The sequence below is a fragment of the Vaginella massiliensis genome (assembly GCF_900089075.1).
Classification (GTDB): domain Bacteria; phylum Bacteroidota; class Bacteroidia; order Flavobacteriales; family Weeksellaceae; genus Weeksella; species Weeksella massiliensis_A.
Genome location: NZ_LT593745.1, coordinates 205,225 through 231,615, shown reverse-complemented (window position 1 = coordinate 231,615; position 26,391 = coordinate 205,225). Strand labels below are relative to the sequence as shown.

The following is a 26,391-nucleotide window of genomic DNA, read 5'->3' as shown; positions in this document are numbered from 1 at the left end:
GAGATAAGACTTCTTTTAAGGGTCGTGGAAGACTACCACGTTGATAGGCTATAGATGTAAAGGCAGCGATGTCATAGTCGAGTAGTACTAATTACCCATAGACTTTTTTCAACAACGATTAAGAATCAATCAATCAAAATCAAACAAACACAGCTAAGTGCTAGGCGTTGTTAATCTTTCTTGTCTAAGTAAAAAAGCGAAATCAAAAAAACCGAAAAAAACTGTTAACCTATAGCATCGACCAGTAGAAGTCAAAAAAATACGCTTAGAGAAGCGCACAATCTTAGGGTGACTATAGCGAAAGGGCTCACCTCTTCCCATTCCGAACAGAGAAGTTAAGCCTTTCAGCGCCGATGGTACTGCAACTGCGGGAGAGTAGGTCGTCGCCAGTCTTTTTAACCAAATCCTCAACTACCAACAGTTGAGGATTTTTTTTTGAAGAAAGCTGAAAGCGGTTAGCTTCTAGCCGTTAGCTATTAGCTTTCAATTATCAATTTTCACCTTTCAACTTATAACTCTTAACTTATAACTTATAACTTTTTTCACCCGATCTATCAAATGCTAAACTTCGTTAAAATCATGATCAAGCAACTAAATTATAATATTTTTGCTTCTAAAAATTAGAATTTGGATTTTAATCAACTCGTTAAAGAATATCATCAGAAAGTATACTGGCAGGTTCGGCGGATGGTTTTGCAACATGATGATGCTAATGATTTGACGCAGGATATTTTTTTGAAAGTCTACCAAAAATACGATACGTTCAAGGGTGAATCTAAATTTTCTTCTTGGTTGTATCGGATTGCATATAATGAAACGATTAATTTTCTGCAAAAGAAGAGTAAATATCAATCAGTTTCGATCGATGATTATTTAAATAATTCTGTAGAGTCGTTGACTTCCGATGCGTATTTTGATGGCGATCAATTGCATCTCGATTTGCAAAAAGCTATTTTAGGTTTACCAGAAAAACAACGAATGGTATTTTTGTATCGATATTACGATGAGTTGAAATATGAGGAGATCAGTGAGATTTTGGGTGTGAGTGTAGGTGGGCTGAAGGCCAATTATCATCTGGCTTTGCAAAAGCTTAAACACTATTTTCTTGAACAAGATTAAACTTTTTGGTGTATTTATTGTCTAAAGAGTATGAACAATTTGAAGCAATCTAATCCGTTTAAAGTTCCAGATCAATATTTTTCGCAGTTAGAAAAAAATATTATTGATCGAACAGTGAAAGCTAATCGTAGAACTATCGCAAGCTGGCGACCCATGATGTTTGCCGCTAGTTTTGTGTTGATAATAGTTGTTTTTGGGCTAGTTGTTTTGCAAAATAATCGAACTGCTTTGGAGGCAAAACGCGAACAAGTGGTTTATGAGAAGATTTATGATCTTTACTTGATAGAAGAGTCCAACAAACCTGCTATTGATGCTGATAGCATTTCGGATTTTTATTCTGATGATCTTTTTTTGGTGATGGAATAATTGCGCCTACACAATCTCTGCAGAAATACCACGATTGAGCAATTCTGTGCATTTTGGTTTGAGGTAATCGTATTCACCGCTCAAAACATCGCATTTGCCTTTGTAATGGATGATGATGGTGCATTGCTCTGCTTGCTCAGCTGTATGTTCGCACACCTCTATTAGCGATTCTATCACCCAATCGAATGTATTCACGTCATCGTTATGCACAATGATTTGGTGTTTTTCTGTTTCTGCGGTTAGAACATCAACTTCTATTTCCGGATTTGTCTCAATCAAGGGTTTTACGGTAAGTTGCATAGTTTTAAGATTTTATAAAATGTAAAGCTATCCATTCGTTACGTTGTTTTTTAGACACAAATTTTAAGCCATTTTCGTTGCACTTGGTCACCATATCATCAAAATCGACATCCAAAAGTCCGCTCAAAAACAAATCGCCGTTTTTATTTAGAACCTTTGTGTACCATGGAATATCTTTCATCAAAATATTTTTGTTGATGTTTGCCAAAACAACGTCAAATGATTTGTTTCCCAAAAGAGAAACATCACCCATTTTGGCGTCGAGATGCACATTGTTCTTTTTTGCATTTTCTATAGAATTCTCCACCGCCCATTCGTCAATATCGATACATTCGGCATAGTTTGCTCCTTTTTTCATCGCCAATATCGCCAAAATAGAGGTTCCGCATCCCATATCGAGAAGATCTTTCTTAGCAAAATCATTTTCTAAAATATATTCTACCATCAGATGAGTAGTGGCATGATGACCTGTACCAAAAGACATCTTTGGCGTAATCACAATCTCGTACGGAATATCTTGGTAAGGTTCGTGAAAATCTGCGCGAATGATGCATTGGTTGTTGACAATAATCGGCTGAAAGTTTTTTTCCCATTCGGCATTCCAATTTTGCTGCTCTATTTCTTGTCGTGTATAGTGTATTTCGACATTTTCTAAATCTTCCAACAAGGCTTTCACATCTTCTTCGTTGTCTTGATCGGATGGAATGTAAGCGGTAAATCCGGTTTCGTTTTCTACAAAACTCTCGAAAGGAAGCGAAGAGATAAGTGCAATGACAATTTCGGTCCAAGGTTTTGTCGGGCTAACAGTAAATTGATATTCGTTATAATTGGTCATAAAAAATGGTCTAAAAACAAGACAAATTTACGTCAAGTTTTCAAACCATTTGACAGTTATTTTATGATAAGGCTTATTTGGCTGCTAATATAATTTGCGTAAAGTCTTCGAGTTTCAACGAAGCACCGCCTACCAAACCACCATCAATATCGGGCTGACTAAACAATTCTTCGGCATTGCTGGCATTCACGCTTCCACCATAAAGTATAGGGGTAGAAATTGCCAATTCGCTTCCGAAATGGGTTTCGATCACTTTGCGTATATGCGCATGAACTTCTTGTGCTTGCGCTGGCGTGGCGGTTTTGCCTGTCCCAATCGCCCAAACGGGCTCGTAGGCAATGATGAGTTTACTCAAATTTTCTGGAGCTTGTTGTTTCAAAACGTTTAAGATTTGACGTTCGATGACCTCAAAATGCTGATTTGCTTCGCGTTCTTCTAATTTTTCTCCCACACAGAAAATAGGGTAGAGCTGATTTTGGAAGAGTTGTTGTAATTTTTTTGCTAACAAATCATCATCTTCTTTTTGATATTCTCTACGCTCCGAATGTCCGACTAACGAAAAATCTAATCCGATCGAGTCCAATTGTTTTGCCGAGATATCACCTGTATAAGCGCCAGATTCGTATGCAGACACATCTTGCGATGCAACTTTTAGGTATTGTTCGTCTATATTTTCTAGAATCGTTTGTAGGTAGATAGCAGAAGGTGCAATAATGACTTCTGCTTCTGGTAGGTTGTCGGCAATCCAACCGTTAAGGTCCGAAGCCAGTTTCAGTGCTTCTTCGAACAGTAGGTTCATTTTCCAGTTTCCTGCAACAATTTTTTTTCTCATTATAATATTTTTTGTGTTTTTTACTATTTAATTCTGACCCTTGGATCTAATAATCCGTAAACGATATCAATGATGATGTTAATGATGATGAACATCACCGCTATGGTAAGAACGGCGCCCATCACGATGGGTAAATCTAAGGCATTGAGCGCGTTCACAATTTCTTTCCCCAATCCGTTCCATCCGAAAATGAATTCAACAAAAACTGCACCAGCCAGCATCGAGGCAAACCATCCCGATATAGCAGTTACCACGGGATTCAGTGAGTTTTGTAAGGCGTGTTTTATGATGACGTTTTTTTTGCTCAATCCTTTTGCGTAAGCGGTACGGATATAATCTTGATTCAATACTTCGAGCAAAGAATTTCGGGTGAGTTGTGTGAAAACCGCCAAAGGTCTAGAACCGAGCGTGATGGCGGGTAAGATAAGGTTTTTCAACTGCAGATATTTTCCTTCGCCCAAATCATCAACTTCGTACAAACTTCCAATCATATTGAGTCCGGTAATATTGTGCAACAGAAAGGCAAATATATAAGCGATAATGATAGCCGAAAAAAACGATGGAATGCTCATCCCAAAACTGGTCACAACCAAAAGTAAACGGTCTATGAAAGAGTCTTTGAGCAATGCAGAAATTATCCCAAGCACAATGCCAATGATGGTTGCGATCGTAATGGCCGAAACTGCTAAGACAATGGTGTTCGGAAGGGTATCGGCTATGATGGTATTCACGGTTTTCCCTTGTTTCTGGAACGATGTTCTGAGGTAAGGTGTCTTCAAAACCAGGGTTTGGTTTCCCAATTTCATTATTTTTTTGTAATCGTATTTTCCAGAATTCAGCGCCGTGTAGTGGTCGCTTTCTGGTTGATTTTGATGAATTGAAATTGGTGACAAATCGTTGAGATAATAAAAATATTGGGTAAGAATTGGTTGATCCAATCCAAGATTCTTCCGTATGAGTGCCAATTGTTCTGGATCTTCTTTTTGGTCGAGCATCATTCGAGCCGGATCGCCTGGTAGAATAGTGAACAGAAAAAACACGACCGTAACAACTCCCAATAAGGTGTGCAATCCATAAAACAATTTGTTGACAATGTATTTTCCCACTTTTAGAATGCTTCTATGGTTGGCCAATCGTTGTAATGAAATTTGGATTTCACCACCCCGTTTTCTAAGACTATAATTCCTGGATTGCTACGCGTGATGGTTTTGAGCACCGTCTGATCTGCTAGGCAAACTGGTTCATGTAGTTTTTCGATCGGATTATTGGATAAGATTACGGTGTCGATATTTTCATCTTTTAGTTTTTGAATGAAAGAGGCGATTCGCAATTTCTTTTCGGTAGAAAGTTTTTCTGCAAAAGGAACGACAACCATCACTACTTTAGGTACATTCAAATAATCCAAGGTTTTATCCACACCATTACAATCGATACGAAAATCTTTTATCGGAGCCTCGTATCCTTTATAAATTCGCTTTTTTTCTGTTTTATCTTCAATTATTTCCCAGGGCGAATCTGCTTTATACCATTTTTCATCTGCAATATATTCAGCATCATTGAGGGTAACCGTTTCGTTGGTTTCTTTATTTTTTAATGTATAAAAAACGGCATAGCGAGAAGGTTTCAACCCTAATTCTTCTGCTGTCATCATTTCTTTTTTCAGATCTTTACCCACGGCATAGGCTCTGAAATCGATAAGAGGAGAGCTGTAAATTCCTTTGTAGGCTGCAAAAAGAGAGACAAGGCAAGCGATAGCAATGATAATAGCATTTGTTTTCTGACTGAATAGCGGTCGAATAAATCGTTGCTCAAAAAGGATAATGACGACAAAAACCAGTAAGATTGCATCTTTGATGAAAGACGTCCACGGTTCTAATTTCAATGCTTCGCCAAAACATCCGCAATCGGTAACCTTGTTGAAATATGCCGAATAGAAGGTGAGAAAAGTGAAAAACGAAATCATCGCAAGCAAAGTCCATACGGTAAATTTTTTTGCAATTCCTAAGAGTAAAAACAGTCCCAAAATTATTTCCAACATGGTGATGATGACTGCCAAAGGCAAATGAAAATTCATCAGCCCTGCAAAGTTTAGCACGCTTGGTGAGAAGTATTCTTCCAATTTGTAACCCATTCCAATTGGGTCTATGATTTTTACAAATCCAGAAATTATAAAAAGAACACCCACTACGAGGCGGCATATTTGAACTAGAATTTTCATGAAGTTTTGTTTTCGTTAATTAATATCAATGCGAAGATAGAATAGTTTATCATATCCAAATAATTTGCATCCAAACCTTCAGAGACGATTGTTTTTCCTTTATTATCTTCTATACTTTTAGTACGCAATACTTTCTGATAAATGAGGTCGGTTATAGAACTTACGCGCATATCTCGCCAAGCTTCGCCATAATCGTGGTTTTTTTTCATCATCAAATCATGGGCGATTTTGGCATATCGGTCATAAAATTTTATTGCTTGATCTGTCGTTAAATCGGGCTGATCTGCAAATCCTAATTCCAATTGAACCAAAGCCATAATGGCATAATTGATGATAGCAATGAATTCTGTTTCTTCGTCTTCATCAACCATTCGTTCATCGGATTCTTGTAGCGTGCGAATTCGATTGATTTTGATGAAAATCTGATCGGTGAGCGATGGTAAACGCAAAACTCGCCAAGCTGCACCATAATCTTGGAGTTTTTTGGTGTACAAGTCTCGGCATTGTGCAATAATATCGTTGAATTGTTGTGCAGTATTTTTCATAAATTCGTTTCAAATTCAAAAATAAATCAAATTCAGTAATAAATGTACAAGAAAGGAATGACAATTAATTGCAAAGGCACGCTAATCGATCTTTCTCGACCAAAAATTATGGGAATCATCAACACCACGCCAGATTCTTTTTATGATGGAGGAAGCAGCGAAACGCTGGATTTGATTTTGAAAAAAGCAGAAAAATTCTTGAGCGAGGGTGCTACCTTCCTCGATATCGGAGGATATTCGACCAAACCCGGAGCAGAAAATGTAAGCGAAGATTTGGAGTTGCAACGCACGGTGCCTGTGGTAGAAGCAATCGTGAAGCGATTTCCAGAAGCTCTGTTGTCGGTAGATACTTTTCGTAGCAAGGTCGCTAGAAAAACCATCGAGGCTGGCGCTCACCTGATCAATGATGTTTCGGGTGGCAGCCTAGACAACCAAATGTTTTCTACCATTGCCGATTTGCAGGTACCCTATGTTCTGATGCATATGCAAGGTACACCGCAAACCATGCAAAACGATCCGAAATATCAAGATGTTACCTTAGAAGTCAATCAGTTTCTGTTAGAAAAAGCAAAACAGTTGCAACAAATGAAAGTCAGTGACATCATTCTCGATCCAGGATTTGGTTTCGCCAAAACGTTAGATCATAATTATGAACTTTTCAATAAGTTGGAATTGATTGGCTTTGGCGAATTTCCTGTATTGGTGGGCATCTCGAGAAAATCGATGCTTTATAAATTGTTGAATACTACACCGAAAGAAGTTCTAGCAGGAACCTCTGCACTTAATTTATTGGCACTGCAAAAGGGTGCAAAAATTTTACGCGTGCACGATGTGAAAGAAGCTCAACAGATGATCAAAATCCATCTTGCGCTGACATCGAATTTGTAAGTTTTCAAGCCTTAGGCTTTTCCCAATGCTTTTGCATAGGCTGTCAACACTTCGTCGATATCCGAACTTACATGCCAAATTTTGTCGGTGAGTTCGAGAATGATTTCGTTATCGTAGAGATTTTCGTCATCCGTAAGACTGTTGATTTTGTCCAAATCTCGATTGGCTACAATGATCGCTCCAGTAAGTGCAGTCAGCCGATCGTTGATGTTGATTAGGTTTTCGTATGTTACCAAAATGCCGTCTTGCTCTTCGATCAATTGGTGAAGGCTGTAAATTGGAAACTCTTCTGAATCGGTTTCGCCATCCAACCACATGATTCGCCAATGGTATTGATTTGGGTTGACGATAGGCTGTGTCAATTCGAAAATATCGACGTAAGCATCGTTCGGAAGTACGCTATTGATATGGAAATCTGCCATGATATATTTTTTGTAAAGGTAAAGAAAGCAATGCTTTTACTTTGCTATTCTACTGTTATTTTTCGAAAAATGATGTTTATAAATTACCTTTTGCAATTTCATTTTTTATTCGCCTGTCCGATTTTATATCCATAATTTCAATGGCTTCTTTGGCGAATATTCGAAAAGTATATTCATGTTTTTCAAGTAGAAAATCATACGGTCCACGTGGAGCAATCAGTTTTACCAGTACAGGAGCTGTTTCTAAAGATATAAAAACCAGCACGATGAATAATGAAGCGATGCCCATGACTGGATTTTTAGATTCTAATTCATCCAAAGCTTGTATGCGAGCAGCAAAGCCATTGTAGAGTTCTTCTGTCGTATTTGCTGCAGCGATCTCTTTTTCTTTTCCTTTGTTGATGCTATCTATTTCCTTGGTGATGGTTGCCAATCTTGGTTGTACCCATGCAATATAGGCCTCCATTTCTTGTTTCTTCTGTTCTTTGAGTGCTGCTTTTCGTTTGGCATTTGGTCCATATCCCTCACGACCGGTAGTGGTTTCGGTAGCTGTTCCTACTACTTCTTTTTCCAACTCGGTTGCAGCATTTTGGTATTCATTCCGAAGGTTTTCAATTCTTGAATAGATTTCTTTTTGTTCTTGATGATAGTCTGCATTCATCGTTTGATAACGTAAATTTATCTCATGCAATAATTCGGCTTTGTTTCTGGCGATTATTAGGTTGAGTTGTTTGTCGATTTCTTTTTCGAAAATTTTCAGTTCTAATGGTTTAGAAATTACAATTCCTAGCAAAACAGCAACTGCAATTCTTGGCAAAGCAATGAAAAATTGTCTGAAAATCGAACCCTTGTTCTTCATAGAAGTCACGATTTAACGATCGAGGTTAAAAATCATCAAACCCCAAAGTAAGCCAAACAGGATAGCGAGGTAAAACTGATCGAAAATTGTATAAAGTGCGTAGCCTGCAGATAGGGATGCTAAAATTCCAGTGAACAAAATCACACCGCCAATTCCTGCGTGTTTGTTGATGTCTGTTGGTGTTTTTTTAAGAATTTCGAGACTGCTACCGGAGCAATGAATCAAAAATTTTTGTATTCTATTCATTTTACAAATATAGTACTTTGTAATACATAATATTAAAAATCATGCCAAAAAAATCAGTCCGAAGACTGATTTGAAACTTAACTATTTTTAAGAAAACATTCTTTTTATTGTTGGTTCTCGACCTTTACTCGCCATCCATAAGGATCTTCAACTTTCCCGAATTGGATATCGTTTAATTTCTTTTTCAATTGCATTCCAAAAGAATCTTCGTCTGAGATTTCTGGCAATTGGCATCGCTCCTCACCAAATCCGACAGCATCATAAACGTTTACCACAACAGCAGTACCAACCCCGAAAACTTCTTTTAATTCTCCTTTTTGGTAAGCATCGTACATTTCTTGTACAGCGACCGGTCTTATTTCTACATCGTAACCGTTGTCTTTTGCAAGTTGAATTACAGAATCACGGGTAACGCCATCCAAAATTCTTTCGGATGTAGGAGCAGTTAATAATTTATCGCCGATTCGTACAAAAACATTCATGGTTCCTGCCTCTTCTATGTATTGATGCGAGACGGCATCTGTCCAAATTACTTGATCGTATCCTTCCGATTTTGCTTGTTCGGTAGGGTAGAATGATCCCGCATAGTTACCAGCACATTTGGCAAATCCTACACCTCCTGGTGCCGCACGGCTGTAGTAATCGGCAATTTTTACAGATAGTCGTTTGGTGTAATAGCTTGGCGAATAAGCCATGAGAATAACAAAGGTAAATTCGGTCGAACTTCTAGCTGTGATGGCTTCTTCGGTTGCAAATAAAGTTGGACGGATGTAAAGTGATGTTCCTTCGGTTTTCGGAACCCATTGGCGATCCAAATCAATCAACGCTTTCAACCCATCCATGAAAATTTCTTCTGGTACTTCTGGCATGTTCAAGCGAACTGCAGATTTGTTGAAACGTTTGAAATTCTTTTCCGGACGGAATAAAAACACTTCGTCATTTGCATTTTTATAGGCTTTCATTCCCTCGAAAATGGCTTGCCCGTAATGGAAAACCATCGCTGCAGGGGTAAGGCTTATGGGTTGATAAGGAATAATTTTTGGTTCGCTCCATTGACCATTTTTGTAGTTTGCAATCAGCATATGGTCAGAGAAATCTTTTCCAAAAGTTGTAGATTCAAAAATTTTTTCAGAGAATCTAGACTGAGGAATTTTTTCGATAATCATAATTATTTTTTGTTTGTTGCCTTCCAAATATACGTTTAATTTGTCGAATATTTCCTATGCTGATTTGTAAAAATAATAACCATGGTCTTGAATCGTAAAATCATCTCAACCAAAGATGGTTCTAAAACCTTGCGCATAGAGGAACTGAAAGAGAGCTACCATTCTGTACATGGAGCGGTAAACGAAGCGGTTTATGTTTTTATAAAAAACGGATTGGACGAAGTTGCTTCTACAAAACATAAAATTAGAATTCTAGAAATGGGTTTGGGTACAGGACTCAATGCACTAATCACGGCCTTATTTTCCAAAAAAAATAATTTGAAGATTGAGTATCTTGGGGTCGAAAAATATCCTATAAACAGCGAAGAGTTCGAGTTGTTGCATTATGCAGATTCGGTGAGCAAAGCTTTGGAGGTAGAGCAGAAGGAGGTGGAAGCGATCAATCGGAAAATGTTCGAAGCCGAATGGGAAAAGTGGACCGAAATAACGCCCTCGTTCAGCATTTGTAAAGTGAATAAAGATTTTTTTGATTTGAATACGATAGGCGAATCCGCTTTCGATTTGGTGTATTTCGATGCTTTTGGTGCGCATGCGCAACCCGAATTATGGGAAAAGGATTTGCTACAGTTGGTGGTAGAAAAAATGGCAGACGACGGCTGGTTTACAACCTATGCGGCAAAAGGAAGTCTGAAACGTCATCTGACCAACTTAGGACTCAAGGTCGAAAAACGTCCCGGACCACCTGGGAAGCGAGAAATGATGATCGCCTATAATGAGAAATAAATTTGACGAAAAATGAAACCATTTAATATTCGCGTTTATGCATTTTTGGAGCATGAAGATAAAGTATTGGTGATTCATGAGCCATTTCAGGGGAAATTGATTTATAAATTTCCGGGTGGTGGTTTGGAGTTTGGCGAAGGCACGCGCGAATGTTTGCAGCGTGAATTTAGAGAGGAACTCAATGTAGAGGTCGAAATTTTAGACCATTTATACACGCAAGATTTCTTTATGCAAAGTGCCTTCGATGCGCAAGAGCAGATTGTCCTCATCTATTATACTGCGCGCATTCCTACTGCCGAGTTGGCAAAACTCAGGGTTTTAGATTCGGATATCGAAGCTTTAATTTGGACAAAGTTGGCAGATTTGGATGCAAACAATTTTACTTTAGCAGCAGATAAAATTGCAATCGAACGATACAAAGAACAAAAAACTCCGAATCGTTAAGACTCGAAGTTGATGATGTTTTGATCTTCAAAATATTGTATGATAGCATGTTTCATCAGTAGCGTTTGCTCGTTAGTTTTCAGTTCGGGCAAAGGCTCTAATAGTTCGAAATGTGGCCAGCCATCGGCATCTAATCCATCAAATCGGTAGTAGCCAAAAGGTTCTAAAACTCGACAAACGGCAATATGCAAAAGGTTGAGTTTGTCGTCTTTTTTGAATCGCTTTTTTCCTTGTCCCAATTCTTGTACGCCAATCAGGAAAAGGATGGTGTCCAAATCTGGCGTTTCGCCATTGGTGAAATTTTCTTCAAAGAAAACTTCTATACGTTTCCATTTCAACGCATCGTTTGATATGTTTTCTTTTCTGATCATTAGAATTTTCTTCCGCGATGGCGCATGTTTGGATTTTGCAATTGACCAGGATTGAAATTGAATTTCTTGAGTTGACCTTGCATCATCTTGATATGATCGGCAAACATTCCTTTATCGTCTAATTTTTTGGCTTCTTTCAGATAATTTTCAGCCTCTTTTTTTCTACCTTTTGCCATGGCAGCTCCTGCTAGGCTTAGATTTGCCATTGCTCGGTCGTGTTTGAAGCTCAATCCATAATCCAAAGCAGCTTTCATATGCTTTTCAGATTCTTGTATATTTTCTTCGGCAAGTGTTACTCCTTTCAGATAGTTGAAGTAGCCCATTTGTTTGCGAATCAATTGACCTTCTGGATTACTAATTTTATTCAACCACTGGATAGCTTTGGACATTTCTTGTTTGCGTAAATACCAAAAAGCCAACAAGATGTATTCGTTTCTGAAAAATAGCGTGATCGGAATTGCAGCGAGAAGAATCACAACGAATCCCCAACCAACTTCGCGATCGCTAATCAAATAAATTCCTAATCCAATCAGTAGGGCTGCAATCAGCAGTTTGATGTATTTGTTCATAAGTTATCCTAAATATGATTTTATTTTGTCGGCTATTTCTTGCATTTCTTCACCCGAAATTTGAATTTTTGGATTGGTGAAATTGATGTCGTCCATGGTGTTGAGCGGAACCAAATGCACGTGTACATGTGGAACCTCTAAGCCAATTACCGATACGCCAATACGTTTGCACGAAACGGCTTTTTCTATCGCTGGCGCAATTTCGTAAGCAAATTCCATTAGACCCAAATAAGTTTCTTTGTCGAGGTCGAAGATTTTATCTACTTCTTTTTTCGGGATGACCAAAACATGTCCTTTTACCAATGGGAATGCGTCGAGAATTGCAATGTAGTGCTCGTTTTCGGCAATGCGATATGCCGGAATTTCGTTGTTGATGATTTTGGTGAAAATACTAGCCATTGTTTTTTGTTTTTAGATCAACGTAATTTCCAGAATCTCAAAGTTCATCACAGCACCGTTTGGTAAAGCGATTTCTGCCAATTCGCCTACCGATTTCCCGAGCAAACCTTTTGCAATTGGGGTGTTTACAGAGATGCGAGCCAACTTCAAATCTGCTTCTGTTTCTGGCACCAAGGTATAGGTCATCTCTTGTCCGTTGGCAGTATTCTTTATTTTTACTTTAGACAAAATCGATACTTTAGAAGAATCGAGTTTCGACTCGTCGATGATGCGCGAATTGGCGATAGAATCTTTCAACTTAGAAATGCGCATTTCCAATAAGCCTTGTGCTTCTTTTGCTGCATCGTATTCGGCATTTTCAGACAAATCACCTTTGTCTCGAGCATCTGCAATTTGCTGCGAAATTTTTGGTCTTTCTATGGTTTCTAACTCGTGTAACTCGGCACGCAATTTTTCCAAACCTTCTTTCGTTACATATTGTATATTTGTCATAATTGTAATTTTCTAATTTTTGATGTGTTTATAAAAAAATAAAAAGAAAATCCTACACAATATCTTTTCAGAATGCGCAGGACTATATCTTTGCACAAAGATAATAAAAATTTAAATCAAAGCAGTAAATGAGAAAATATATTATATTTTTAATCTTCGCAGTTTCGGTCGGATTTTTGTCGACCTTGAGCAGTTGCGAAAACAATACCGAGAACAATTGTGTGCCTCATACCATCATCAGCAAAGTGCTCAACCTGAATTTACCTTTGTACAGTCCGCTACAAAATCCTGGCGGTTGGGTGTATGTTGACGGCGAAGGCGCTGGCACGCGAGGGCTTGTGGTGATCAACACAGGAGCAAATAGGTTTATGGTTTACGACCGCAATGCGCCGCATATGTGCCCAAGAGAAAATTCTACCTTAGTGGTGGTAGACGATATAAAACTGTATTGCCCGCAAGACGAAGCTGAATGGAACTTATTCACAGGTGAACCCATCAAAATTGCAAACAGACCGCCAACAATGTATCGTGCAGTATATCAAGGGAATAACACGTTGGTTATCGAGCGATGATTTTCTGGAAATTGATAAACGATTTTAAGAGATAAATTCTAATCAAATCATTTGTGCGTACAACACAATTGGATTAATTTTGAAAATAAATTAAAAGAACACGAATCATTAAATATTAAATTATTAAACTATGAGTATAATTACACATATCCATGCAAGACAAATTTTGGATTCGAGAGGTAATCCAACGGTTGAAGTTGATGTTGTTACCGAAAACGGAATTTTAGGACGAGCAGCTGTTCCGTCTGGAGCTTCAACAGGTGAATACGAAGCAGTAGAATTACGCGATGGTGGTGATTTATACTTAGGTAAAGGAGTGTTGAAAGCAGTAGAAAATGTAAACGAAGTCATTGCACCAGAGTTATTGGGGTATTCGGTATTCGAGCAAAATCTTATAGACCAAACCATGATCGATATCGACGGTACCGAGAACAAAGCAAGTTTAGGAGCCAATGCTATATTGGGCGTTTCCTTAGCTGTAGCCAAAGCTGCCGCAGAAGAATTGGGCTTGCCTTTGTTTCGCTATGTTGGTGGAGTGAATGCGAATACTTTACCTGTCCCGATGATGAATATTGTAAATGGTGGATCGCATTCAGACGCTCCGATTGCATTTCAAGAATTCATGATTATGCCTGTAGAGGCCGAAAGTTTTTCGGATGCTTTGCGCAAAGGAACAGAGGTTTTTCATGCCTTGAAAAAAATCTTACACGATAGAGGATTATCTACTGCAGTAGGTGACGAGGGTGGTTTTGCACCAACTTTCGAAGGTACAGAAGATGCATTGGATACTGTGATTGCAGCAATAGAAAAAGCAGGTTACAAGCCAGGTGAAGAAATCATGTTGGCGCTGGATTGTGCCTCGTCTGAATTCTATAAAGATGGCGAATATGATTATACCAAATTCGAGGGAGATAAAGGAGCCAAGCGTAGTTCCAAAGAACAAGCAGAATATTTAGCAAGCCTCACAGCAAAATATCCAATCATCTCTATAGAAGATGGGATGGACGAAAACGATTGGGAAGGTTGGAAAATCTTGACCGATTTGGTAGGAGATCGCGTACAATTGGTAGGGGATGATTTGTTGGTGACCAACGTGAAAAAATTAGAAAAAGCAATCGAAAACGAAACTGCCAACTCTATCTTGATAAAAGTGAATCAAATCGGTACGTTGACCGAAACAATCAGCGCTGTACAATTGGCACAAAATTCACGTTATACAGCAGTGATGTCGCACCGATCTGGTGAGACAGAAGATGCAACCATCGCCGATTTGGCAGTAGCGTTGAACACGGGGCAAATCAAAACCGGATCAGCTTCGCGTTCGGATCGTATGGCAAAATACAACCAATTGTTACGCATCGAAGAAATGTTGGGCGAAACAGCAATTTATCCAGGTATGAAAGCTTTCAAGGTAAAAAGATAAATCTGCCGTAAATGATTAATTTCATGTAAGGTTTTTGTCTCGAAAAAATAAAAATTGTTGTATATTACGCTTTCAAAAGTTTAAAGTAAAATGTCAGATAAAGTTATACTAAATTATAACAACGAAGAGTTAGAATTAGCCGTTTATAAGGGAACAATGAATGAAAACGCGGTAGATATCTCGAAATTGAGAGATAAAACCGGGCTTATCACTTTCGATCCAGGATACAAAAACACGGGCGCTTGTGAGAGTAAAATCACTTTCTTAGACGGAGAAGAAGGAAAATTATTGTATAGAGGTTATCCTATCGAACAGATTGCCGAAAAATCATCGTTCGTGGAGGTAATGTATCTATTGTTGAAAGGAGAATTGCCAACACAAGCAGAGTTGGATCAGTTCAATAAAGACATCGCAGAGTACAACTATGTGACAGAAGACTTGGTGAAAATCTTAGATGCTTTCCCAAGTTCTGCGCATCCGATGGGAATGTTGTCATCGCTAACATCGGCTTTATCAGCCTTCAATCCAAAATGTGTCAACGTACATTCGCCAGACGATATGTACAAAGCTGCAGTAACCCTATTGGGTAAATTTCCAGTGTTGGCATCTTGGACACAGCGTAAATCTAAAGGTTTACCGATCAACTACTCGAACGACGAGTTGGGCTATGTAGAAAATTTCTATCACCTGTTGTTCAAAAAACCAGGAAAAGATTTAGAATTGAATCCGGTGATTATCGATGCTTTAGACAAGTTGTTGATTTTACACGCAGACCATGAGCAAAACTGTTCGACTTCAACAGTACGTCTAGTGGGTTCTTCGCATGCAGGCTTATTTGCTTCGATCTCGGCTGGTATTTCGGCGCTTTGGGGGCCACTACATGGTGGAGCAAACCAAGCCGTATTAGAAATGTTAGATGCAATTCAGGCAGATGGTGGCAACGTTGAGAAATATTTAGAAAAAGCAAAAGACAAGAACGATCCTTTCCGATTGATGGGATTCGGGCATCGAGTTTACAAAAATTTCGACCCGCGTGCCAAAATCATCAAGGTTGCATGCGACAATGTATTAGAACAATTAGGAATCAACGACCCGATATTGGATATTGCAAAAAAATTGGAGCGAGCAGCTTTAGAAGACGATTACTTCAAATCTAGAAACTTGTATCCAAACGTAGATTTCTATTCTGGAATTATCTACAAAGCATTGGATATTCCTACAGAAATGTTTACTGTAATGTTTGCTGTAGGTCGTCTACCAGGTTGGATAGCACAATGGATGGAGATGCGAGAAACCAATCAACCAATTGGGCGTCCAAGACAGCTTTACACTGGTTCGCCAGCACGCGATTATGTAGAGATTTCTAAAAGATAATAAAAAAGATAATAAAAACAAATTGAGCCGAAAGTTGTGAGATTTTCGGCTCTTATTAGCATAAAATAATAAATCGGTCTAGTTTTCGAAAAACCATATTTTCGTTAGAGGCTAAAAAACTTTTATATGGAGTTTGAGAAAATTAATAATAAAGGACAAGCACAACTGTTCGAGAATAAATTTCTCGAAGCACTTACAAAAGGTAGTCCGCAGTTGAGTTGGGGAATTCATTTGCCCATCTTGTTGTACTGTTTTTACTACGGCTACACTCATTACACCATGAGTTTTGGTAAAATGTTGCTTATCTCTATAGGAGCAATCGTTTTTTGGACTTTCTTCGAGTATTTGGCTCATCGCTTTGTCTTTCATCTCATCAGCGAGAACCCAAAATTGCAACGATTTGCGTACATCATGCACGGTAATCATCATCACTATCCGCGCGATAAGCAAAGGCTTTTTATGCCTCCCGTACCCAGTCTGATCATTGCAGCAGCTTTATTTGGAATACAATATCTTATATTGGGGCAATATGCATTCGCTTTTTACCCAGGCTTTATTTTGGGTTGGCTGATGTATGCTTCTATGCATTACGCCATACATGCAATGGCTCCCCCATTCAAATTCATGAAACCATTGTGGCGAAATCACCATTTGCATCATTACAAAAATCAAGAGTTGGGATTTGGGGTGTCCAATACATTTTGGGATAAAGTTTTTGGTACCATGTTCGATTTGACGAAAGAGAAAGAGGACAAAGAAAAAGTAAAAGATTTGATGTTCGAAAAGAAAAAATAATCAAAAAAGCTTTCATACCATGAGAGTTTTTTTTTGTGTCTGCTCTCAACATTTTCACGGTCCGTAAAACGACAAGCCTGCAAAGCATTACATTTTTCGTACCACGAGTTTCAGCGAACGCTTCTCCGATTATCAAAATGAAAATCATCAGGTCTATTAGTCGATAAAAATGATGAAAATTCTACCATCGATTTCGAAAATTTAGATTAATTTGCATCGTGAGCTTTTTTCAGCCCAAAAAACCATTTTTATCGTACAATATCCAGTCCAACAATATTTTATTATGGATAATAGAATAGAAGCAAAAGAGCAAGAACCAATCAGAAAAAAGAAAAAAGGATTGCCATTTGTGGTCAGGCTAACCTGTGTTTTGGTTAGTTTAGTCATTATTTTTTACATTGCCATTATCGGGAAATCGATCATCGTACCGATGGTAATAGGATTTCTTCTTTCGATGTTGCTGTTGCCAGTTGCCAATTTTTTTGAAAGAAAATTGAGATTCCCAAGAGTTTTATCTTCGCTGATTTCGCCAATTCTATTCGTCTTGGCAATTCTGAGTGTTTTATATTTATTAGGAACGCAAATCGTGCAATTCAGAGACGATTTCCCAGAGATAAAAGAGCAGGTGATCGACTTGGTTCATAAAGCTCAAGTTTTTGTTTCAGAAAAATTTAATGTTTCAGAAAAAGAACAATTACAATATTTGCGAAACAATACCGAGAAAACAATACAAAAAGGATCCAGTGTGGTTGGAGGTGTTTTGGTTTCGGTTTCAACTGTCATTACTGGCGCAACTTTTGTCTTTCTTTGTATCTTTTTCTTCTTGCTTTATCGAAGTCATTTGGTGAAATTTGTTGTATGGTGTTTTCCGCCAAATGATCAAAGACAAGTTCGAGATGTGTTGAATTCGATACAATCGATCATGAAACATTACATTATTGGCTTGGGCATACAAATCCTTTTCATCACCCTTTCATTGTTCACCATATTTTCGATTATCGGAATCAAATATGCATTTTTCTTTGCTGCCCTTTGCGGTATTTTGAATCTCATCCCATATTTGGGTATTTTCTCCGCAACCGTTCTCGCAGCCTCTGTCACCTTGGCCACGAGTGGACTCACCGAAGCGCTTTGGGTCGTTGTATCGGTAATCGGGATCAATTCTATAGACGGAAATATCATCACGCCAAAAGTGATAGGGTCCAAAGTCTCACTCAACTCTTTTGTGGTTTTGTTCGGAATTATCATTGCCGAGAGTTTCTGGGGAATTGCAGGAATGTTTTTAGCAATTCCGATTTTGGCTATCGTAAAAATTGTTTTTGATGCCGTGCCAGACCTCAAACCGTATGGATTCTTATTGGGTGAAGACAATGCACCGACGCCGATGTTCGAAAAATATTATAACTTGTACAAAAACAAGCTCAAACCGAAAGATGAAGATTTGTCTCGTGAATTGCAATCAGAAGATCAGAATCACGAAGAATTTGATCAATCACATAACAGAGAGCCCGATGAATCGGTAAACAACGACGACGAAAAAGAATAAGAAATTTCGGGTTGATGAATCTTTTTATTAATGAATAAAAAGAGCTGGCTCGTTACAAAGATTACTCGAGCAAATCTTTCATCAACAAGCAGGCAGCGTTTTTTTATCAGATTTTGTTCTTCCGATTTTAAAAACCAAAACTAACGCCTACAATCGGTTGCCATGGCGTAGCAAATCGGCTACTCTTTTTGTCGTACAATACGTTGTACATCATCCCTATTTGAAAACGAACAGCACCGCTAGATTGATAACCTCCACCAAGCCACAGCGCCGATTCGTCGAAGTTGTAGTTGTATGAATTAGCGTTGTCGAAAGTTACTTTTCCCGTGTAATACATATAATTGGCACGCAAGAATAAACTGGATATCGGAAAATAATTGACGTATGGCCCAACATTGAATGTATTTTGTTTCACATAATCATCTTTCGAGTAGGTGTATCCAAGGATAAGTCCGCCTTCGAACTGCTCCGAAATTATATACCCAACACTTGGGATAATGCCGACAGCAAAATATCCATTATTTCCAAATCCCAATCCGAGTCCGCCACCAAAACGCCAACGCTGCATATCGAGCCGATTGTGATCAGGTTTTGTGGTGCGTTCTAGATTGCTTTCGTTTTTTTGCGGTTCGTTTTGGTTTGGGTATGTCAAGTTCGACGAGTTTACTTGCGACCAAGCGGTTGAAAAGCTGGCAGTTATTGCGATGATTAAAAATGGTTTTTTCATGTTTTAGGGATTTGCACAAATGTTTTTACAATAATAAGAAATTACAAGCAAACTAATCAAAAATATCTTGAATGTTCTTTTTTTAAGTCAATCCGTTATCGATTGTAATCTTCTGAGCATTAATCTTTCAATAGATAAAAAAAGAGGTTATCTCAAAAAAACAACCTCTTGTTTGCGTATTGATTCTGACTGTTAGTCGTTTCGTTGTAACAAAAATTTGTAAATCACGCCTCCGACAATTGCACCGGCAATAGGTGCTACCCAGAACAACCAAAGTTGTGGTAAAAAATCACCTTGTGCAAACAAGGCTTGCGATGTCGAACGAGCCGGATTTACAGAAGTATTGGTGATCGGAATAGAGATCAGGTGAATCAATGTAAGTCCTAAACCGATGGCAACACCTGCAAATTTTCCGTTTGCAAAACGATCGGTAGCTCCCAAAATAATAATCAAGAAAAACGCCGTTAGAACAAATTCTGCTAAGAATGCAGCCGTCATCGAGTAGCCGTGTGGTGATAATCCGCCGTATCCATTTGCGGCGAATGCACCAGCTTTGGTGTTGTCGATTGCAAAATCTGCATTTCCGCTTGCAATTAAATACAAGGTTGCTGCGGCTGCAGTTGCGCCCACGACTTGAGCGACAATGTATGGTAAAAGTTGTTTGGCATCAAATCTTCCGCCAGCCATCAACCCAAATGAAACAGCCGGATTGAAGTGTCCGCCCGAGATGTGTCCAACGGCATAAGCCATGGTGAGAACCGTTAGACCGAAAGCCATCGATACGCCAGCGTATCCAATTCCTAAATCTGGAATTCCGGCTGCAAAGATAGCGCTTCCACAACCTCCGAATACAAGCCAAAAAGTACCGAAAAATTCGGCCGCATAATTTTTCATAGTATTGAAATTTAGATTAATGGATTAAAAATACTTTTTTTCTTTAGAATTTAACAAAAAATCGCCCTAATTTTTAGAGCGATTTTAAATAAATATTTTATGATCTTGTTCTAATCCATATAAGCCTCGATAGGAGCACAAGTACAGATCAGATTGCGATCGCCATAGGCATCATCTATTCTAGAAACAGAGGCGAAGAATTTGCGTTCGCGCACCCATTCTAGCGGGTAGGCAGCTTTGGAACGTGTATAAGGATATTCCCATTCGTCTGCTGTCAATAGATGTTGCGGATGAGGTGCATTGCGCAATACGTTGTTATCTGCCGGGTAATCGCCGTTGGCAATCTCGTCAATTTCTTTTCGTATTGCAATCAAAGCATCACAGAAACGATCCAATTCTGCTTTTGATTCAGACTCTGTCGGCTCCACCATCAAGGTGCCTGCTACTGGGAAAGATACCGTAGGCGCATGGAATCCATAATCGATTAATCGTTTTGCGATGTCGGTCACTTCTATTCCAACTTTCTTAAATGGTCGACAGTCCAAGATAAATTCGTGCGCAACCACATTGTTGGTGTTGGTATAGAGAATATCGTAATGATTTTCTAAGCGTGTTTTCATGTAATTCGCATTCAAGATTGCACCCTGAGTCGATTTCAACAATCCTTCGGCACCCAACATCAAGATATACGAATAAGAGATTGGCAAAATGAATGCTGAGCCATAAGGTGCGGCTGCAAAGGTATTCTTCGCTTCTTTACCGCCTGTTTCGATGAGTGGCGAAGAGCCAAGGAATGGCGCCAGGTGTGCTTTGACACAGATCGGCCCAACGCCTGGACCACCACCACCGTGAGGAATGGCAAAAGTTTTATGTAAATTCAAGTGGCAAACATCTGCTCCAATATTCCCAGGAGAAGTTAATCCAACTTGTGCATTCATATTTGCCCCGTCCATATAAACTTGTCCACCATATTCGTGAATCATAGAAGTAACCTCTACAATATTACTGTCGAATGCGCCGTAAGTAGACGGGTAGGTAATCATCAATGCAGCCAATTCGTCTTTGTATTGCTCGCATTTTGCTTTCAAATCTTCTAAATCGGTTTCGCCAGATTCTAAGTTTTTCACAACCACTACTTTCATTCCGGCCATGGCAGCAGAAGCCGGATTTGTACCGTGTGCCGATTGCGGAATAAGCGCGACATTGCGATGACCTTCACCTTTCGATTCGAAATATGAACGGATCACCATCAAACCTGCATATTCTCCTTGTGCACCAGAATTTGGTTGTAGAGAAGTAGCGTCGAAGCCAGTGATTTCTGCCAAGAATTCTTCAAGATTTTTGATCAAAGTTTGATAGCCTTCTACTTGTTCTTTTGGGGCAAAAGGGTGAATATTCCCCATTCTTTCCCAAGATAAGTGCAATAGCTCGGTCGCTGCATTCAATTTCATGGTACAAGAACCTAGGGCAATCATCGACTGATTTAGGGCTAAATCTTTGCGTTCTAATCGTTTGATGTAACGCATCAATTCGGTTTCGGTGTGGTATGAATTAAAGTTAGGATGCGTTAAAAAATCCGAAGTGCGCAATAATTCTTTTGGAAGATAATTATCATCAACTTCAAATTCAAAGCCGTCTTCTATGTTTTTAATCGTTGCAAATACGCTCAGAATTTCGAATACATCTTCTTCAGAAGTCATTTCGTCTACCGTGATCGAGATTTTTCCTTTCTCAAACCCATTTACATTGATTTCTTCTTCTGCAAAAATCTTTACGATTTCATCAGAATTTTCTACTTCTATTTGAACGGTATCGAAGAATGCAGTATTGAGGTTTTTGTAGCCCAAGTGTTCCAAACCACCGTGTAAAACCGCGGCTTTGGTATGGATTTCGTTGGCGATGTTTTTCAAACCTTCTTTTCCGTGATACACGGCATAGAAAGAAGCCATTACCGCCAATAAAACTTGTGCCGTACAAATGTTAGAGGTTGCTTTTTCTCGTTTGATGTGTTGTTCACGAGTTTGCAACGCCATGCGCAAAGCATAGTTGCCTAATCGGTCTTGAGAAACCCCAATGATTCGCCCTGGTATGACGCGTTTGTAATCTTCTGTACACGAAATGAATGCGGCGTGTGGCCCACCATAGCCCATTGGAATACCAAATCGCTGCGATGTTCCAACTACGATTTCAGCTCCCCACTCTCCTGGCGGAGTCAACAAGGTAAGAGCCAATAAATCTGTAGCTACGGCAACTTTCACTCCAACGGCATTTGCTTTCTCTACAAATGATTGGTAGTTGTTGATTTGTCCACCTTTGCCAAGATATTGAACAATTGCTCCAAAATATTCGTCTGTAATTTCTGTGGTCTCGAAGTTTCCTACAACCAGTTCGATTCCTAAACCATGCGCTTTGGTTTCTAAAACAGCAATAGATTGCGGAAATAAATTATCGGCTACGAAAAACTTTACCACATTGTTTTTCTTTTGATCTCTTGTGCGAGATTCTAAGAGCATATGCATTGCTTCGCCACAAGCAGTACCTTCGTCTAGCAACGAGGCATTGGCAATAGGCAAGCCAGTAAGATCTGAAATTACGGTTTGGAAGTTCAGCAAAGCTTCTAAACGACCCTGAGCAATCTCTGCTTGGTAAGGCGTGTAAGCCGTATACCATCCAGGATTTTCTAAAACGTTGCGTTGGATGGCTGCGGGTAAAATCGTACCATAATAACCATAACCAAGGTAGTTTTTTACTTTTTGATTGCGGTTTGCAATTTCCAAAAGGTGATTGGTAGTTTCAAATTCAGAAAGTGCTTCGGGCAGATTCAATTCATTTTTCAGTCGAATATTCTGAGGTAAGGTTTCTTTAATCAACGATTCGATAGAATCTTTACCAATTACAGATAACATTTCGGTGATCTGTTCGCCATGATTTCCTATATGGCGCAAAGAAAAATCATTTGTGTTCATTCTTGTTTGCGTGAGTTTTATTCGATTGTAAATTTACGATAAATATTGGATTTTATAAGGACATGATGAAGGTAAAGAAAACTAATTCTCAACAACAATGCGGAATAATAGTTGATAAATATTCATTAAAAATGATAATTAATCTATAAAATAAAATAATTTTATAGCACGTTTTAAAAAGGTTATGGATTTTCAAGATACCAAAGTACTAGAAGAAAAAGAAAAAGCTTTCCCTTTTCTAAAGAAATTGGAAAAGTTGATAGAAGAGGCAAAGCTGGAAGATGCCAAGAAGTCTAAGATGAAAAATGTTCATAAAAAAGGCTCTTCGCAAATCGCCAAAAAAATGGGAGAAGAAGCGGTAGAAATGGTGATCGCCTCTGGGCAAGAAGACAACCTTGCTTTTTTGGAAGAGTCGGCAGATGTATTTTTTTATTACCTCATGGCACTGCACCACAGGGGTTTTAGCTTACGAGATGTATTGATGATTTTGAAAGAACGCCATACCAAGAAACAAAAACTTAGGAAATAGTCAATCAACCAAACACAACAAATTATGCAAAGAGGAGGAAGCGCATCACTAAAAATATTAGTGGCAATTGGGATTGTTTTATTCTCGATCATCAAATATTATTCTTCGTCTGAGGTAAACGAAATTACAGGCGAAAAACAATATATATCGCTCAGCAAAGACCAAGAAATTGCTTTAGGACTCAATTCTGCACCGCAGATGGCAAGAGAATTTGGCGGACTGTCACAAAACGCACAAGCGCAACAATTGGTAAAAACGGTTGGCGAAAAAATCGTACACGCCAGTGATGCCAGCCGAACGCAATACCCGTTTCAGTTTTATGTATTAGCCGATCGGCGTACGGTAAACGCTTTTGCTCTGCCAGGAGGTCCGATTTTTATCACCGAAGCTTTGCTGGCAAGATTGCAGACAGAAGATCAATTAGCGGGAGTTTTGGGTCACGAAATTGGGCACGTGATTGCTCGGCATAGTGCGCAACAGATGTCGAAACAAGAACTGACGCAAGGGATCGCTGGTGCTGCGGGTGTCGCCTCTGGCGATATGAATTCGGCTTATTATGCTCAGGTGGTGGCGAATATGGTGAACTTAAAATACGGACGAGAAGATGAGTTGGAATCAGACGAATTGGGAGTGCGATTCATGCTACAAGCGGGCTACAACCCCGAAGCTTTGATCGGAGTGATGGATATTCTAGAAGAAGCTTCTGGTGGTGCATCGGTGCCAGAATGGCAAAGTTCGCATCCGTCGCCTGCCAATCGTAGAAAAAAAATACAAGAAGCAATCGCTAAATATCGATAAAAAAGTGCGTCGATTATTTTTTCGACTATACAAGCAGATATCAAGAAATTTAGTCTAAAAATTTTTCTTTCAGCTCGGTAGTTGGCAACCAACAGCTTTCTTTTTTACCAAACCAACGGTATCGATTTTTCGACACCATACAGTAAGCTGCGTCTCGAATAAATTTGGGAACGATTTTCAGAATGCTCAAATAAGGATAAAAGCCATTCAATTCTTTGAAAATTTCTAAAATTGCACTCGAATGACTGTAGATTTTTTTATTCTTTAAATAATAAATGGTTTCGAAATTCTCGATTTTCAGACAGTTTTCTTTCAAGAATTTTTGACCCAAATCTGATTGTAAAGATGCAAAATGCAAAGTATTGGATTTGTTGTGCTTAATGAGAAATTGCACAGTCGAGTTGCAGAGGTTGCACACCCCATCGAAGAATATAATTTTTTTGGCATTCATCAACCAAATTTATGAATAAATAAATTTCTTACCTAACTTAGCCTGCGTTAATTAACCATTACATGAATCACGATTTATTCTATCGAAAAGTAGATAATTCAACCTTGATTTTATTTCGGATATTCTTCGGTATATTCATCATGTTCGAGTGTTGGGGAGCGATTTTTACCGGTTGGGTAAACACCAATTTTGTAGAGCCGCAACTCAATTTTAGCTTTATTGGTTTCGAGTGGACGCATGTTTTTCTTGGGCAAGGGATGGTCACACTCTATGGTGTAATGGGATTTCTCGGGCTCTTGATTGCCACAGGAACACTTTATCGGGTGTCTTCAATTGCGTTTGCATTGCTTTGGATGCTTACTTACCTGATGCAAAAAACCAGCTACAATAATCATTACTATCTTTTTATGTTGGTTTCTTGGGCAATGGCCTTCATGCCAGCGCATCGGTTCTTTTCGGTCGATAGTACGATTTTTCCTAAAATAAAAGCGACCAAATGCAGCGTTTGGATTTACTATTTTTTTATCCTACAACTCTCGATTGTTTACTTTTTTGCAGCCATCAATAAAATTTATCCAGACTGGTTCAATGGTCAGTTTTTATTGCCAACTTTCGAACGGATTGGAGGGTTTATCAAACATCAATACAACTTCGATATTTTGGGTGATTTCGTGGCGAGTCGATCATTTGCGCAAGGTATTGCTTGGATTGGTTTTTTGTTCGATTTGCTGATTGTTCCCATCATGTTGATACCGAAATTGAGAAAATACGGACTGATTTTGTCTTTTGTTTTTCATTTATCGAACTCAATTATTTTCCAAATCGGAATTTTTCCATATTTTTCATTAGGGATGTTGATTTTCTTTTATCCATCAGATTTTTTTCAAGAAAAACTATTCCCTAAAAAGTCTTTTTTGTTGGATAGATTACCAGAGGATGACCGTTTGACCATGTTTCGCGTGGTGTTTAAATACTTTTTTGTCTTGTATTTCATGTGGCAAATTTACCTTCCGATTCGGCATCATTTTATCAGCGAAAATGTTTTTTGGACCGAAGAAGGTCATCGAATGTCTTGGCGGATGATGTTGCGTTCCAAAGCAGGACATACTAGCTTTTATACCTTGGATAAAACTGGGAAAAAAGAACAAGTTTTTATTACTAATTATTTGACCAACAAGCAAATATTAAAAATGGCGTACAGCCCCGATATGATTTGGCAGTTCGCCCATATTTTGAAAGGAAAATTAGATCCAACAGGCGAAAAAGGGATTCGCGTATACGTCGACAGCAGAGTTTCGGTCAACGGAAGTGATTTTTATCCATTCATCGATCCCACGGTAGATTTGGCTTCAACCAAATGGCATTATTTCAGTCATCAACCATGGATATTGCCTCAGCCAAAAGAATTGCATTTGTCGTTTTTTGAATAACAGCACTATTTGTTGTATATTATTCCAAATAT

General features: G+C 38.7%; 29 protein-coding genes, 2 rRNA genes and 1 pseudogene. 15 read left to right on the top strand and 17 right to left on the bottom strand.

Annotation, left to right across the window (positions count from 1 at the left end):
* The 4 genes from BN8061_RS01125 to BN8061_RS01110 form a co-directional block, all read left to right on the top strand.
* Positions 1–111 (top strand): 23S ribosomal RNA (locus BN8061_RS01125); the annotation flags it as partial.
* A 173-nt stretch (positions 112–284) separates the two neighbouring features.
* A 5S ribosomal RNA gene (gene rrf, locus BN8061_RS01120) occupies positions 285–392 on the top strand.
* 235 nt (positions 393–627) lie between these two features.
* Positions 628–1,119 carry an RNA polymerase sigma factor gene (locus BN8061_RS01115; protein ID WP_094745814.1) on the top strand — a complete coding sequence of 164 codons (492 nt, stop codon included), beginning with the start codon at positions 628–630 and terminating at the stop codon, positions 1,117–1,119.
* A 30-nt stretch (positions 1,120–1,149) separates the two neighbouring features.
* Complete coding sequence (locus BN8061_RS01110) at positions 1,150–1,485, top strand: hypothetical protein (RefSeq protein WP_068595524.1); 336 nt, start codon at positions 1,150–1,152, stop codon at positions 1,483–1,485.
* A 6-nt stretch (positions 1,486–1,491) separates the two neighbouring features.
* On the opposite strand, the gene BN8061_RS01105 is transcribed toward BN8061_RS01110, so the two are convergent.
* From BN8061_RS01105 to BN8061_RS01080, 6 genes are all read right to left on the bottom strand, one after another.
* On the bottom strand, positions 1,492–1,785 hold the full coding sequence (locus tag BN8061_RS01105) for an ATP-dependent Clp protease adaptor ClpS (RefSeq protein ID WP_068595521.1): 294 nt from the start codon (positions 1,783–1,785) through the stop codon (positions 1,492–1,494).
* A gap of 4 nt (positions 1,786–1,789) precedes the next feature.
* Positions 1,790–2,620 carry a 50S ribosomal protein L11 methyltransferase gene (gene prmA / locus BN8061_RS01100; protein ID WP_068595519.1) on the bottom strand — a complete coding sequence of 277 codons (831 nt, stop codon included), beginning with the start codon at positions 2,618–2,620 and terminating at the stop codon, positions 1,790–1,792.
* Between the two features lie 73 nt (positions 2,621–2,693).
* Entirely contained in the window at positions 2,694–3,452 is a 759-nt protein-coding gene (gene tpiA, locus BN8061_RS01095; protein WP_068595518.1) for a triose-phosphate isomerase, read from the bottom strand.
* Between the two features lie 23 nt (positions 3,453–3,475).
* Positions 3,476–4,558 carry an ABC transporter permease gene (locus BN8061_RS01090; RefSeq protein WP_068595517.1) on the bottom strand — a complete coding sequence of 361 codons (1,083 nt, stop codon included), beginning with the start codon at positions 4,556–4,558 and terminating at the stop codon, positions 3,476–3,478.
* Between the two features lie 2 nt (positions 4,559–4,560).
* Positions 4,561–5,670, bottom strand: a complete 1,110-nt coding sequence (locus tag BN8061_RS01085; protein ID WP_068595516.1) for a BT_3928 family protein — start codon at positions 5,668–5,670, stop codon at positions 4,561–4,563.
* Complete coding sequence (locus BN8061_RS01080; protein ID WP_068595509.1) at positions 5,667–6,215, bottom strand: DUF1599 domain-containing protein; 549 nt, start codon at positions 6,213–6,215, stop codon at positions 5,667–5,669. Before BN8061_RS01080 ends, BN8061_RS01085 begins: the two co-directional genes overlap by 4 nt.
* A 57-nt stretch (positions 6,216–6,272) precedes the next feature.
* On the opposite strand from BN8061_RS01080, the gene folP reads away from it, so the two are divergent.
* Positions 6,273–7,103 carry a dihydropteroate synthase gene (gene folP / locus BN8061_RS01075; RefSeq protein WP_068595576.1) on the top strand — a complete coding sequence of 277 codons (831 nt, stop codon included), beginning with the start codon at positions 6,273–6,275 and terminating at the stop codon, positions 7,101–7,103.
* Between the two features lie 11 nt (positions 7,104–7,114).
* Here the strand turns inward: folP and BN8061_RS01070 are convergent, their stop codons facing one another.
* From BN8061_RS01070 to BN8061_RS01060, 3 genes and pseudogenes are all read right to left on the bottom strand, one after another.
* Positions 7,115–7,525 carry a hypothetical protein gene (locus BN8061_RS01070; RefSeq protein ID WP_068595507.1) on the bottom strand — a complete coding sequence of 137 codons (411 nt, stop codon included), beginning with the start codon at positions 7,523–7,525 and terminating at the stop codon, positions 7,115–7,117.
* A gap of 76 nt (positions 7,526–7,601) precedes the next feature.
* Positions 7,602–8,630, bottom strand: a pseudogene (locus BN8061_RS01065) (DUF4407 domain-containing protein).
* Positions 8,631–8,734: 104 nt separating this feature from the next.
* Positions 8,735–9,796 (bottom strand): branched-chain amino acid aminotransferase, encoded by a 1,062-nt coding sequence (locus tag BN8061_RS01060; protein ID WP_068595505.1) that lies wholly within the window; start codon positions 9,794–9,796, stop codon positions 8,735–8,737.
* An 81-nt stretch (positions 9,797–9,877) separates the two neighbouring features.
* Between BN8061_RS01060 and mnmD the strand changes: the two genes are divergently transcribed.
* Positions 9,878–10,579, top strand: a complete 702-nt coding sequence (gene mnmD, locus BN8061_RS01055) for a tRNA (5-methylaminomethyl-2-thiouridine)(34)-methyltransferase MnmC2 (protein WP_235802658.1) — start codon at positions 9,878–9,880, stop codon at positions 10,577–10,579.
* 12 nt (positions 10,580–10,591) lie between these two features.
* Positions 10,592–11,023: an NUDIX domain-containing protein gene (locus BN8061_RS01050; RefSeq protein ID WP_068595502.1), complete on the top strand. Its 432-nt coding sequence runs from the start codon at positions 10,592–10,594 to the stop codon at positions 11,021–11,023.
* On the opposite strand, the gene BN8061_RS01045 is transcribed toward BN8061_RS01050, so the two are convergent.
* Genes BN8061_RS01045 through greA form a run of 4 tightly spaced genes read right to left on the bottom strand, consistent with a single transcriptional unit; the run spans position 11,020 to position 12,854 of the window.
* Complete coding sequence (locus BN8061_RS01045) at positions 11,020–11,394, bottom strand: hypothetical protein (protein ID WP_094745813.1); 375 nt, start codon at positions 11,392–11,394, stop codon at positions 11,020–11,022. The two genes, BN8061_RS01050 and BN8061_RS01045, sit on opposite strands and share 4 nt — an antisense overlap.
* Positions 11,394–11,963 carry a tetratricopeptide repeat protein gene (locus tag BN8061_RS01040; protein ID WP_068595499.1) on the bottom strand — a complete coding sequence of 190 codons (570 nt, stop codon included), beginning with the start codon at positions 11,961–11,963 and terminating at the stop codon, positions 11,394–11,396. The genes BN8061_RS01045 and BN8061_RS01040 overlap by 1 nt, the downstream gene beginning before the upstream one ends.
* Before the next feature lie 3 nt (positions 11,964–11,966).
* On the bottom strand, positions 11,967–12,362 hold the full coding sequence (locus BN8061_RS01035; RefSeq protein WP_068595495.1) for an HIT family protein: 396 nt from the start codon (positions 12,360–12,362) through the stop codon (positions 11,967–11,969).
* A 12-nt stretch (positions 12,363–12,374) separates the two neighbouring features.
* Positions 12,375–12,854 carry a transcription elongation factor GreA gene (gene greA / locus BN8061_RS01030; protein ID WP_204207181.1) on the bottom strand — a complete coding sequence of 160 codons (480 nt, stop codon included), beginning with the start codon at positions 12,852–12,854 and terminating at the stop codon, positions 12,375–12,377.
* A 128-nt stretch (positions 12,855–12,982) separates the two neighbouring features.
* Between greA and BN8061_RS01025 the strand changes: the two genes are divergently transcribed.
* The 5 genes from BN8061_RS01025 (at position 12,983) to BN8061_RS01005 (ending at position 18,564) form a co-directional block, all read left to right on the top strand.
* Positions 12,983–13,426: a hypothetical protein gene (locus BN8061_RS01025; RefSeq protein WP_068595492.1), complete on the top strand. Its 444-nt coding sequence runs from the start codon at positions 12,983–12,985 to the stop codon at positions 13,424–13,426.
* Between the two features lie 130 nt (positions 13,427–13,556).
* Positions 13,557–14,849: a phosphopyruvate hydratase gene (eno, locus tag BN8061_RS01020; protein ID WP_068595489.1), complete on the top strand. Its 1,293-nt coding sequence runs from the start codon at positions 13,557–13,559 to the stop codon at positions 14,847–14,849.
* 90 nt (positions 14,850–14,939) lie between these two features.
* Positions 14,940–16,223, top strand: coding sequence for a citrate synthase (locus tag BN8061_RS01015; RefSeq protein ID WP_068595486.1), 1,284 nt, complete (start codon positions 14,940–14,942; stop codon positions 16,221–16,223).
* A gap of 126 nt (positions 16,224–16,349) precedes the next feature.
* Positions 16,350–17,018 (top strand): sterol desaturase family protein, encoded by a 669-nt coding sequence (locus tag BN8061_RS01010; protein ID WP_068595483.1) that lies wholly within the window; start codon positions 16,350–16,352, stop codon positions 17,016–17,018.
* Positions 17,019–17,301: 283 nt separating this feature from the next.
* Complete coding sequence (locus BN8061_RS01005) at positions 17,302–18,564, top strand: AI-2E family transporter (RefSeq protein WP_068595480.1); 1,263 nt, start codon at positions 17,302–17,304, stop codon at positions 18,562–18,564.
* A 127-nt stretch (positions 18,565–18,691) separates the two neighbouring features.
* On the opposite strand, the gene BN8061_RS01000 is transcribed toward BN8061_RS01005, so the two are convergent.
* The 3 genes from BN8061_RS01000 to gcvP all read right to left on the bottom strand — a co-directional run bounded on the left by BN8061_RS01000 (position 18,692) and on the right by gcvP (position 23,151).
* Entirely contained in the window at positions 18,692–19,291 is a 600-nt protein-coding gene (locus tag BN8061_RS01000; RefSeq protein WP_094745812.1) for a hypothetical protein, read from the bottom strand.
* A 192-nt stretch (positions 19,292–19,483) separates the two neighbouring features.
* On the bottom strand, positions 19,484–20,185 hold the full coding sequence (aqpZ, locus tag BN8061_RS00995; RefSeq protein ID WP_068595470.1) for an aquaporin Z: 702 nt from the start codon (positions 20,183–20,185) through the stop codon (positions 19,484–19,486).
* A gap of 110 nt (positions 20,186–20,295) precedes the next feature.
* Positions 20,296–23,151, bottom strand: a complete 2,856-nt coding sequence (gcvP, locus tag BN8061_RS00990; protein ID WP_068595467.1) for an aminomethyl-transferring glycine dehydrogenase — start codon at positions 23,149–23,151, stop codon at positions 20,296–20,298.
* A 184-nt stretch (positions 23,152–23,335) separates the two neighbouring features.
* Between gcvP and hisE the strand changes: the two genes are divergently transcribed.
* Entirely contained in the window at positions 23,336–23,680 is a 345-nt protein-coding gene (gene hisE / locus BN8061_RS00985) for a phosphoribosyl-ATP diphosphatase (RefSeq protein ID WP_068595465.1), read from the top strand.
* Between the two features lie 24 nt (positions 23,681–23,704).
* A complete protein-coding gene (locus BN8061_RS00980; RefSeq protein WP_068595462.1) occupies positions 23,705–24,478 on the top strand; it encodes a M48 family metalloprotease in 774 nt (257 codons plus the stop codon).
* A 49-nt stretch (positions 24,479–24,527) separates the two neighbouring features.
* On the opposite strand, the gene BN8061_RS00975 is transcribed toward BN8061_RS00980, so the two are convergent.
* Entirely contained in the window at positions 24,528–24,929 is a 402-nt protein-coding gene (locus BN8061_RS00975) for a thiol-disulfide oxidoreductase DCC family protein (protein WP_068595459.1), read from the bottom strand.
* Positions 24,930–24,991: 62 nt separating this feature from the next.
* Between BN8061_RS00975 and BN8061_RS00970 the strand changes: the two genes are divergently transcribed.
* Positions 24,992–26,359, top strand: a complete 1,368-nt coding sequence (locus BN8061_RS00970; protein WP_068595454.1) for an HTTM domain-containing protein — start codon at positions 24,992–24,994, stop codon at positions 26,357–26,359.
* Positions 26,360–26,391: the final 32 nt, after the last annotated feature.

Excerpts from the sequence above, each read along its gene's own strand:
- BN8061_RS01110 (WP_068595524.1), top strand. The coding sequence starts at position 1,150 with ATGAACAATTTGAAGCAATCTAATCCGTTTAAAGTTCCAGATCAATAT.
- BN8061_RS01105 (WP_068595521.1), bottom strand. The coding sequence starts at position 1,785 with ATGCAACTTACCGTAAAACCCTTGATTGAGACAAATCCGGAAATAGAA.
- prmA (WP_068595519.1), bottom strand. The coding sequence starts at position 2,620 with ATGACCAATTATAACGAATATCAATTTACTGTTAGCCCGACAAAACCT.
- tpiA (WP_068595518.1), bottom strand. The coding sequence starts at position 3,452 with ATGAGAAAAAAAATTGTTGCAGGAAACTGGAAAATGAACCTACTGTTC.
- BN8061_RS01085 (WP_068595516.1), bottom strand. The coding sequence starts at position 5,670 with ATGAAAATTCTAGTTCAAATATGCCGCCTCGTAGTGGGTGTTCTTTTT.
- BN8061_RS01080 (WP_068595509.1), bottom strand. The coding sequence starts at position 6,215 with ATGAAAAATACTGCACAACAATTCAACGATATTATTGCACAATGCCGA.
- folP (WP_068595576.1), top strand. The coding sequence starts at position 6,273 with ATGACAATTAATTGCAAAGGCACGCTAATCGATCTTTCTCGACCAAAA.
- BN8061_RS01070 (WP_068595507.1), bottom strand. The coding sequence starts at position 7,525 with ATGGCAGATTTCCATATCAATAGCGTACTTCCGAACGATGCTTACGTC.
- BN8061_RS01060 (WP_068595505.1), bottom strand. The coding sequence starts at position 9,796 with ATGATTATCGAAAAAATTCCTCAGTCTAGATTCTCTGAAAAAATTTTT.
- mnmD (WP_235802658.1), top strand. The coding sequence starts at position 9,878 with ATGGTCTTGAATCGTAAAATCATCTCAACCAAAGATGGTTCTAAAACC.
- BN8061_RS01050 (WP_068595502.1), top strand. The coding sequence starts at position 10,592 with ATGAAACCATTTAATATTCGCGTTTATGCATTTTTGGAGCATGAAGAT.
- BN8061_RS01045 (WP_094745813.1), bottom strand. The coding sequence starts at position 11,394 with ATGATCAGAAAAGAAAACATATCAAACGATGCGTTGAAATGGAAACGT.
- BN8061_RS01040 (WP_068595499.1), bottom strand. The coding sequence starts at position 11,963 with ATGAACAAATACATCAAACTGCTGATTGCAGCCCTACTGATTGGATTA.
- BN8061_RS01035 (WP_068595495.1), bottom strand. The coding sequence starts at position 12,362 with ATGGCTAGTATTTTCACCAAAATCATCAACAACGAAATTCCGGCATAT.
- greA (WP_204207181.1), bottom strand. The coding sequence starts at position 12,854 with ATGACAAATATACAATATGTAACGAAAGAAGGTTTGGAAAAATTGCGT.
- BN8061_RS01025 (WP_068595492.1), top strand. The coding sequence starts at position 12,983 with ATGAGAAAATATATTATATTTTTAATCTTCGCAGTTTCGGTCGGATTT.
- eno (WP_068595489.1), top strand. The coding sequence starts at position 13,557 with ATGAGTATAATTACACATATCCATGCAAGACAAATTTTGGATTCGAGA.
- BN8061_RS01015 (WP_068595486.1), top strand. The coding sequence starts at position 14,940 with ATGTCAGATAAAGTTATACTAAATTATAACAACGAAGAGTTAGAATTA.
- BN8061_RS01010 (WP_068595483.1), top strand. The coding sequence starts at position 16,350 with ATGGAGTTTGAGAAAATTAATAATAAAGGACAAGCACAACTGTTCGAG.
- BN8061_RS01005 (WP_068595480.1), top strand. The coding sequence starts at position 17,302 with ATGGATAATAGAATAGAAGCAAAAGAGCAAGAACCAATCAGAAAAAAG.
- BN8061_RS01000 (WP_094745812.1), bottom strand. The coding sequence starts at position 19,291 with ATGAAAAAACCATTTTTAATCATCGCAATAACTGCCAGCTTTTCAACC.
- aqpZ (WP_068595470.1), bottom strand. The coding sequence starts at position 20,185 with ATGAAAAATTATGCGGCCGAATTTTTCGGTACTTTTTGGCTTGTATTC.
- gcvP (WP_068595467.1), bottom strand. The coding sequence starts at position 23,151 with ATGAACACAAATGATTTTTCTTTGCGCCATATAGGAAATCATGGCGAA.
- hisE (WP_068595465.1), top strand. The coding sequence starts at position 23,336 with ATGGATTTTCAAGATACCAAAGTACTAGAAGAAAAAGAAAAAGCTTTC.
- BN8061_RS00980 (WP_068595462.1), top strand. The coding sequence starts at position 23,705 with ATGCAAAGAGGAGGAAGCGCATCACTAAAAATATTAGTGGCAATTGGG.
- BN8061_RS00975 (WP_068595459.1), bottom strand. The coding sequence starts at position 24,929 with ATGAATGCCAAAAAAATTATATTCTTCGATGGGGTGTGCAACCTCTGC.
- BN8061_RS00970 (WP_068595454.1), top strand. The coding sequence starts at position 24,992 with ATGAATCACGATTTATTCTATCGAAAAGTAGATAATTCAACCTTGATT.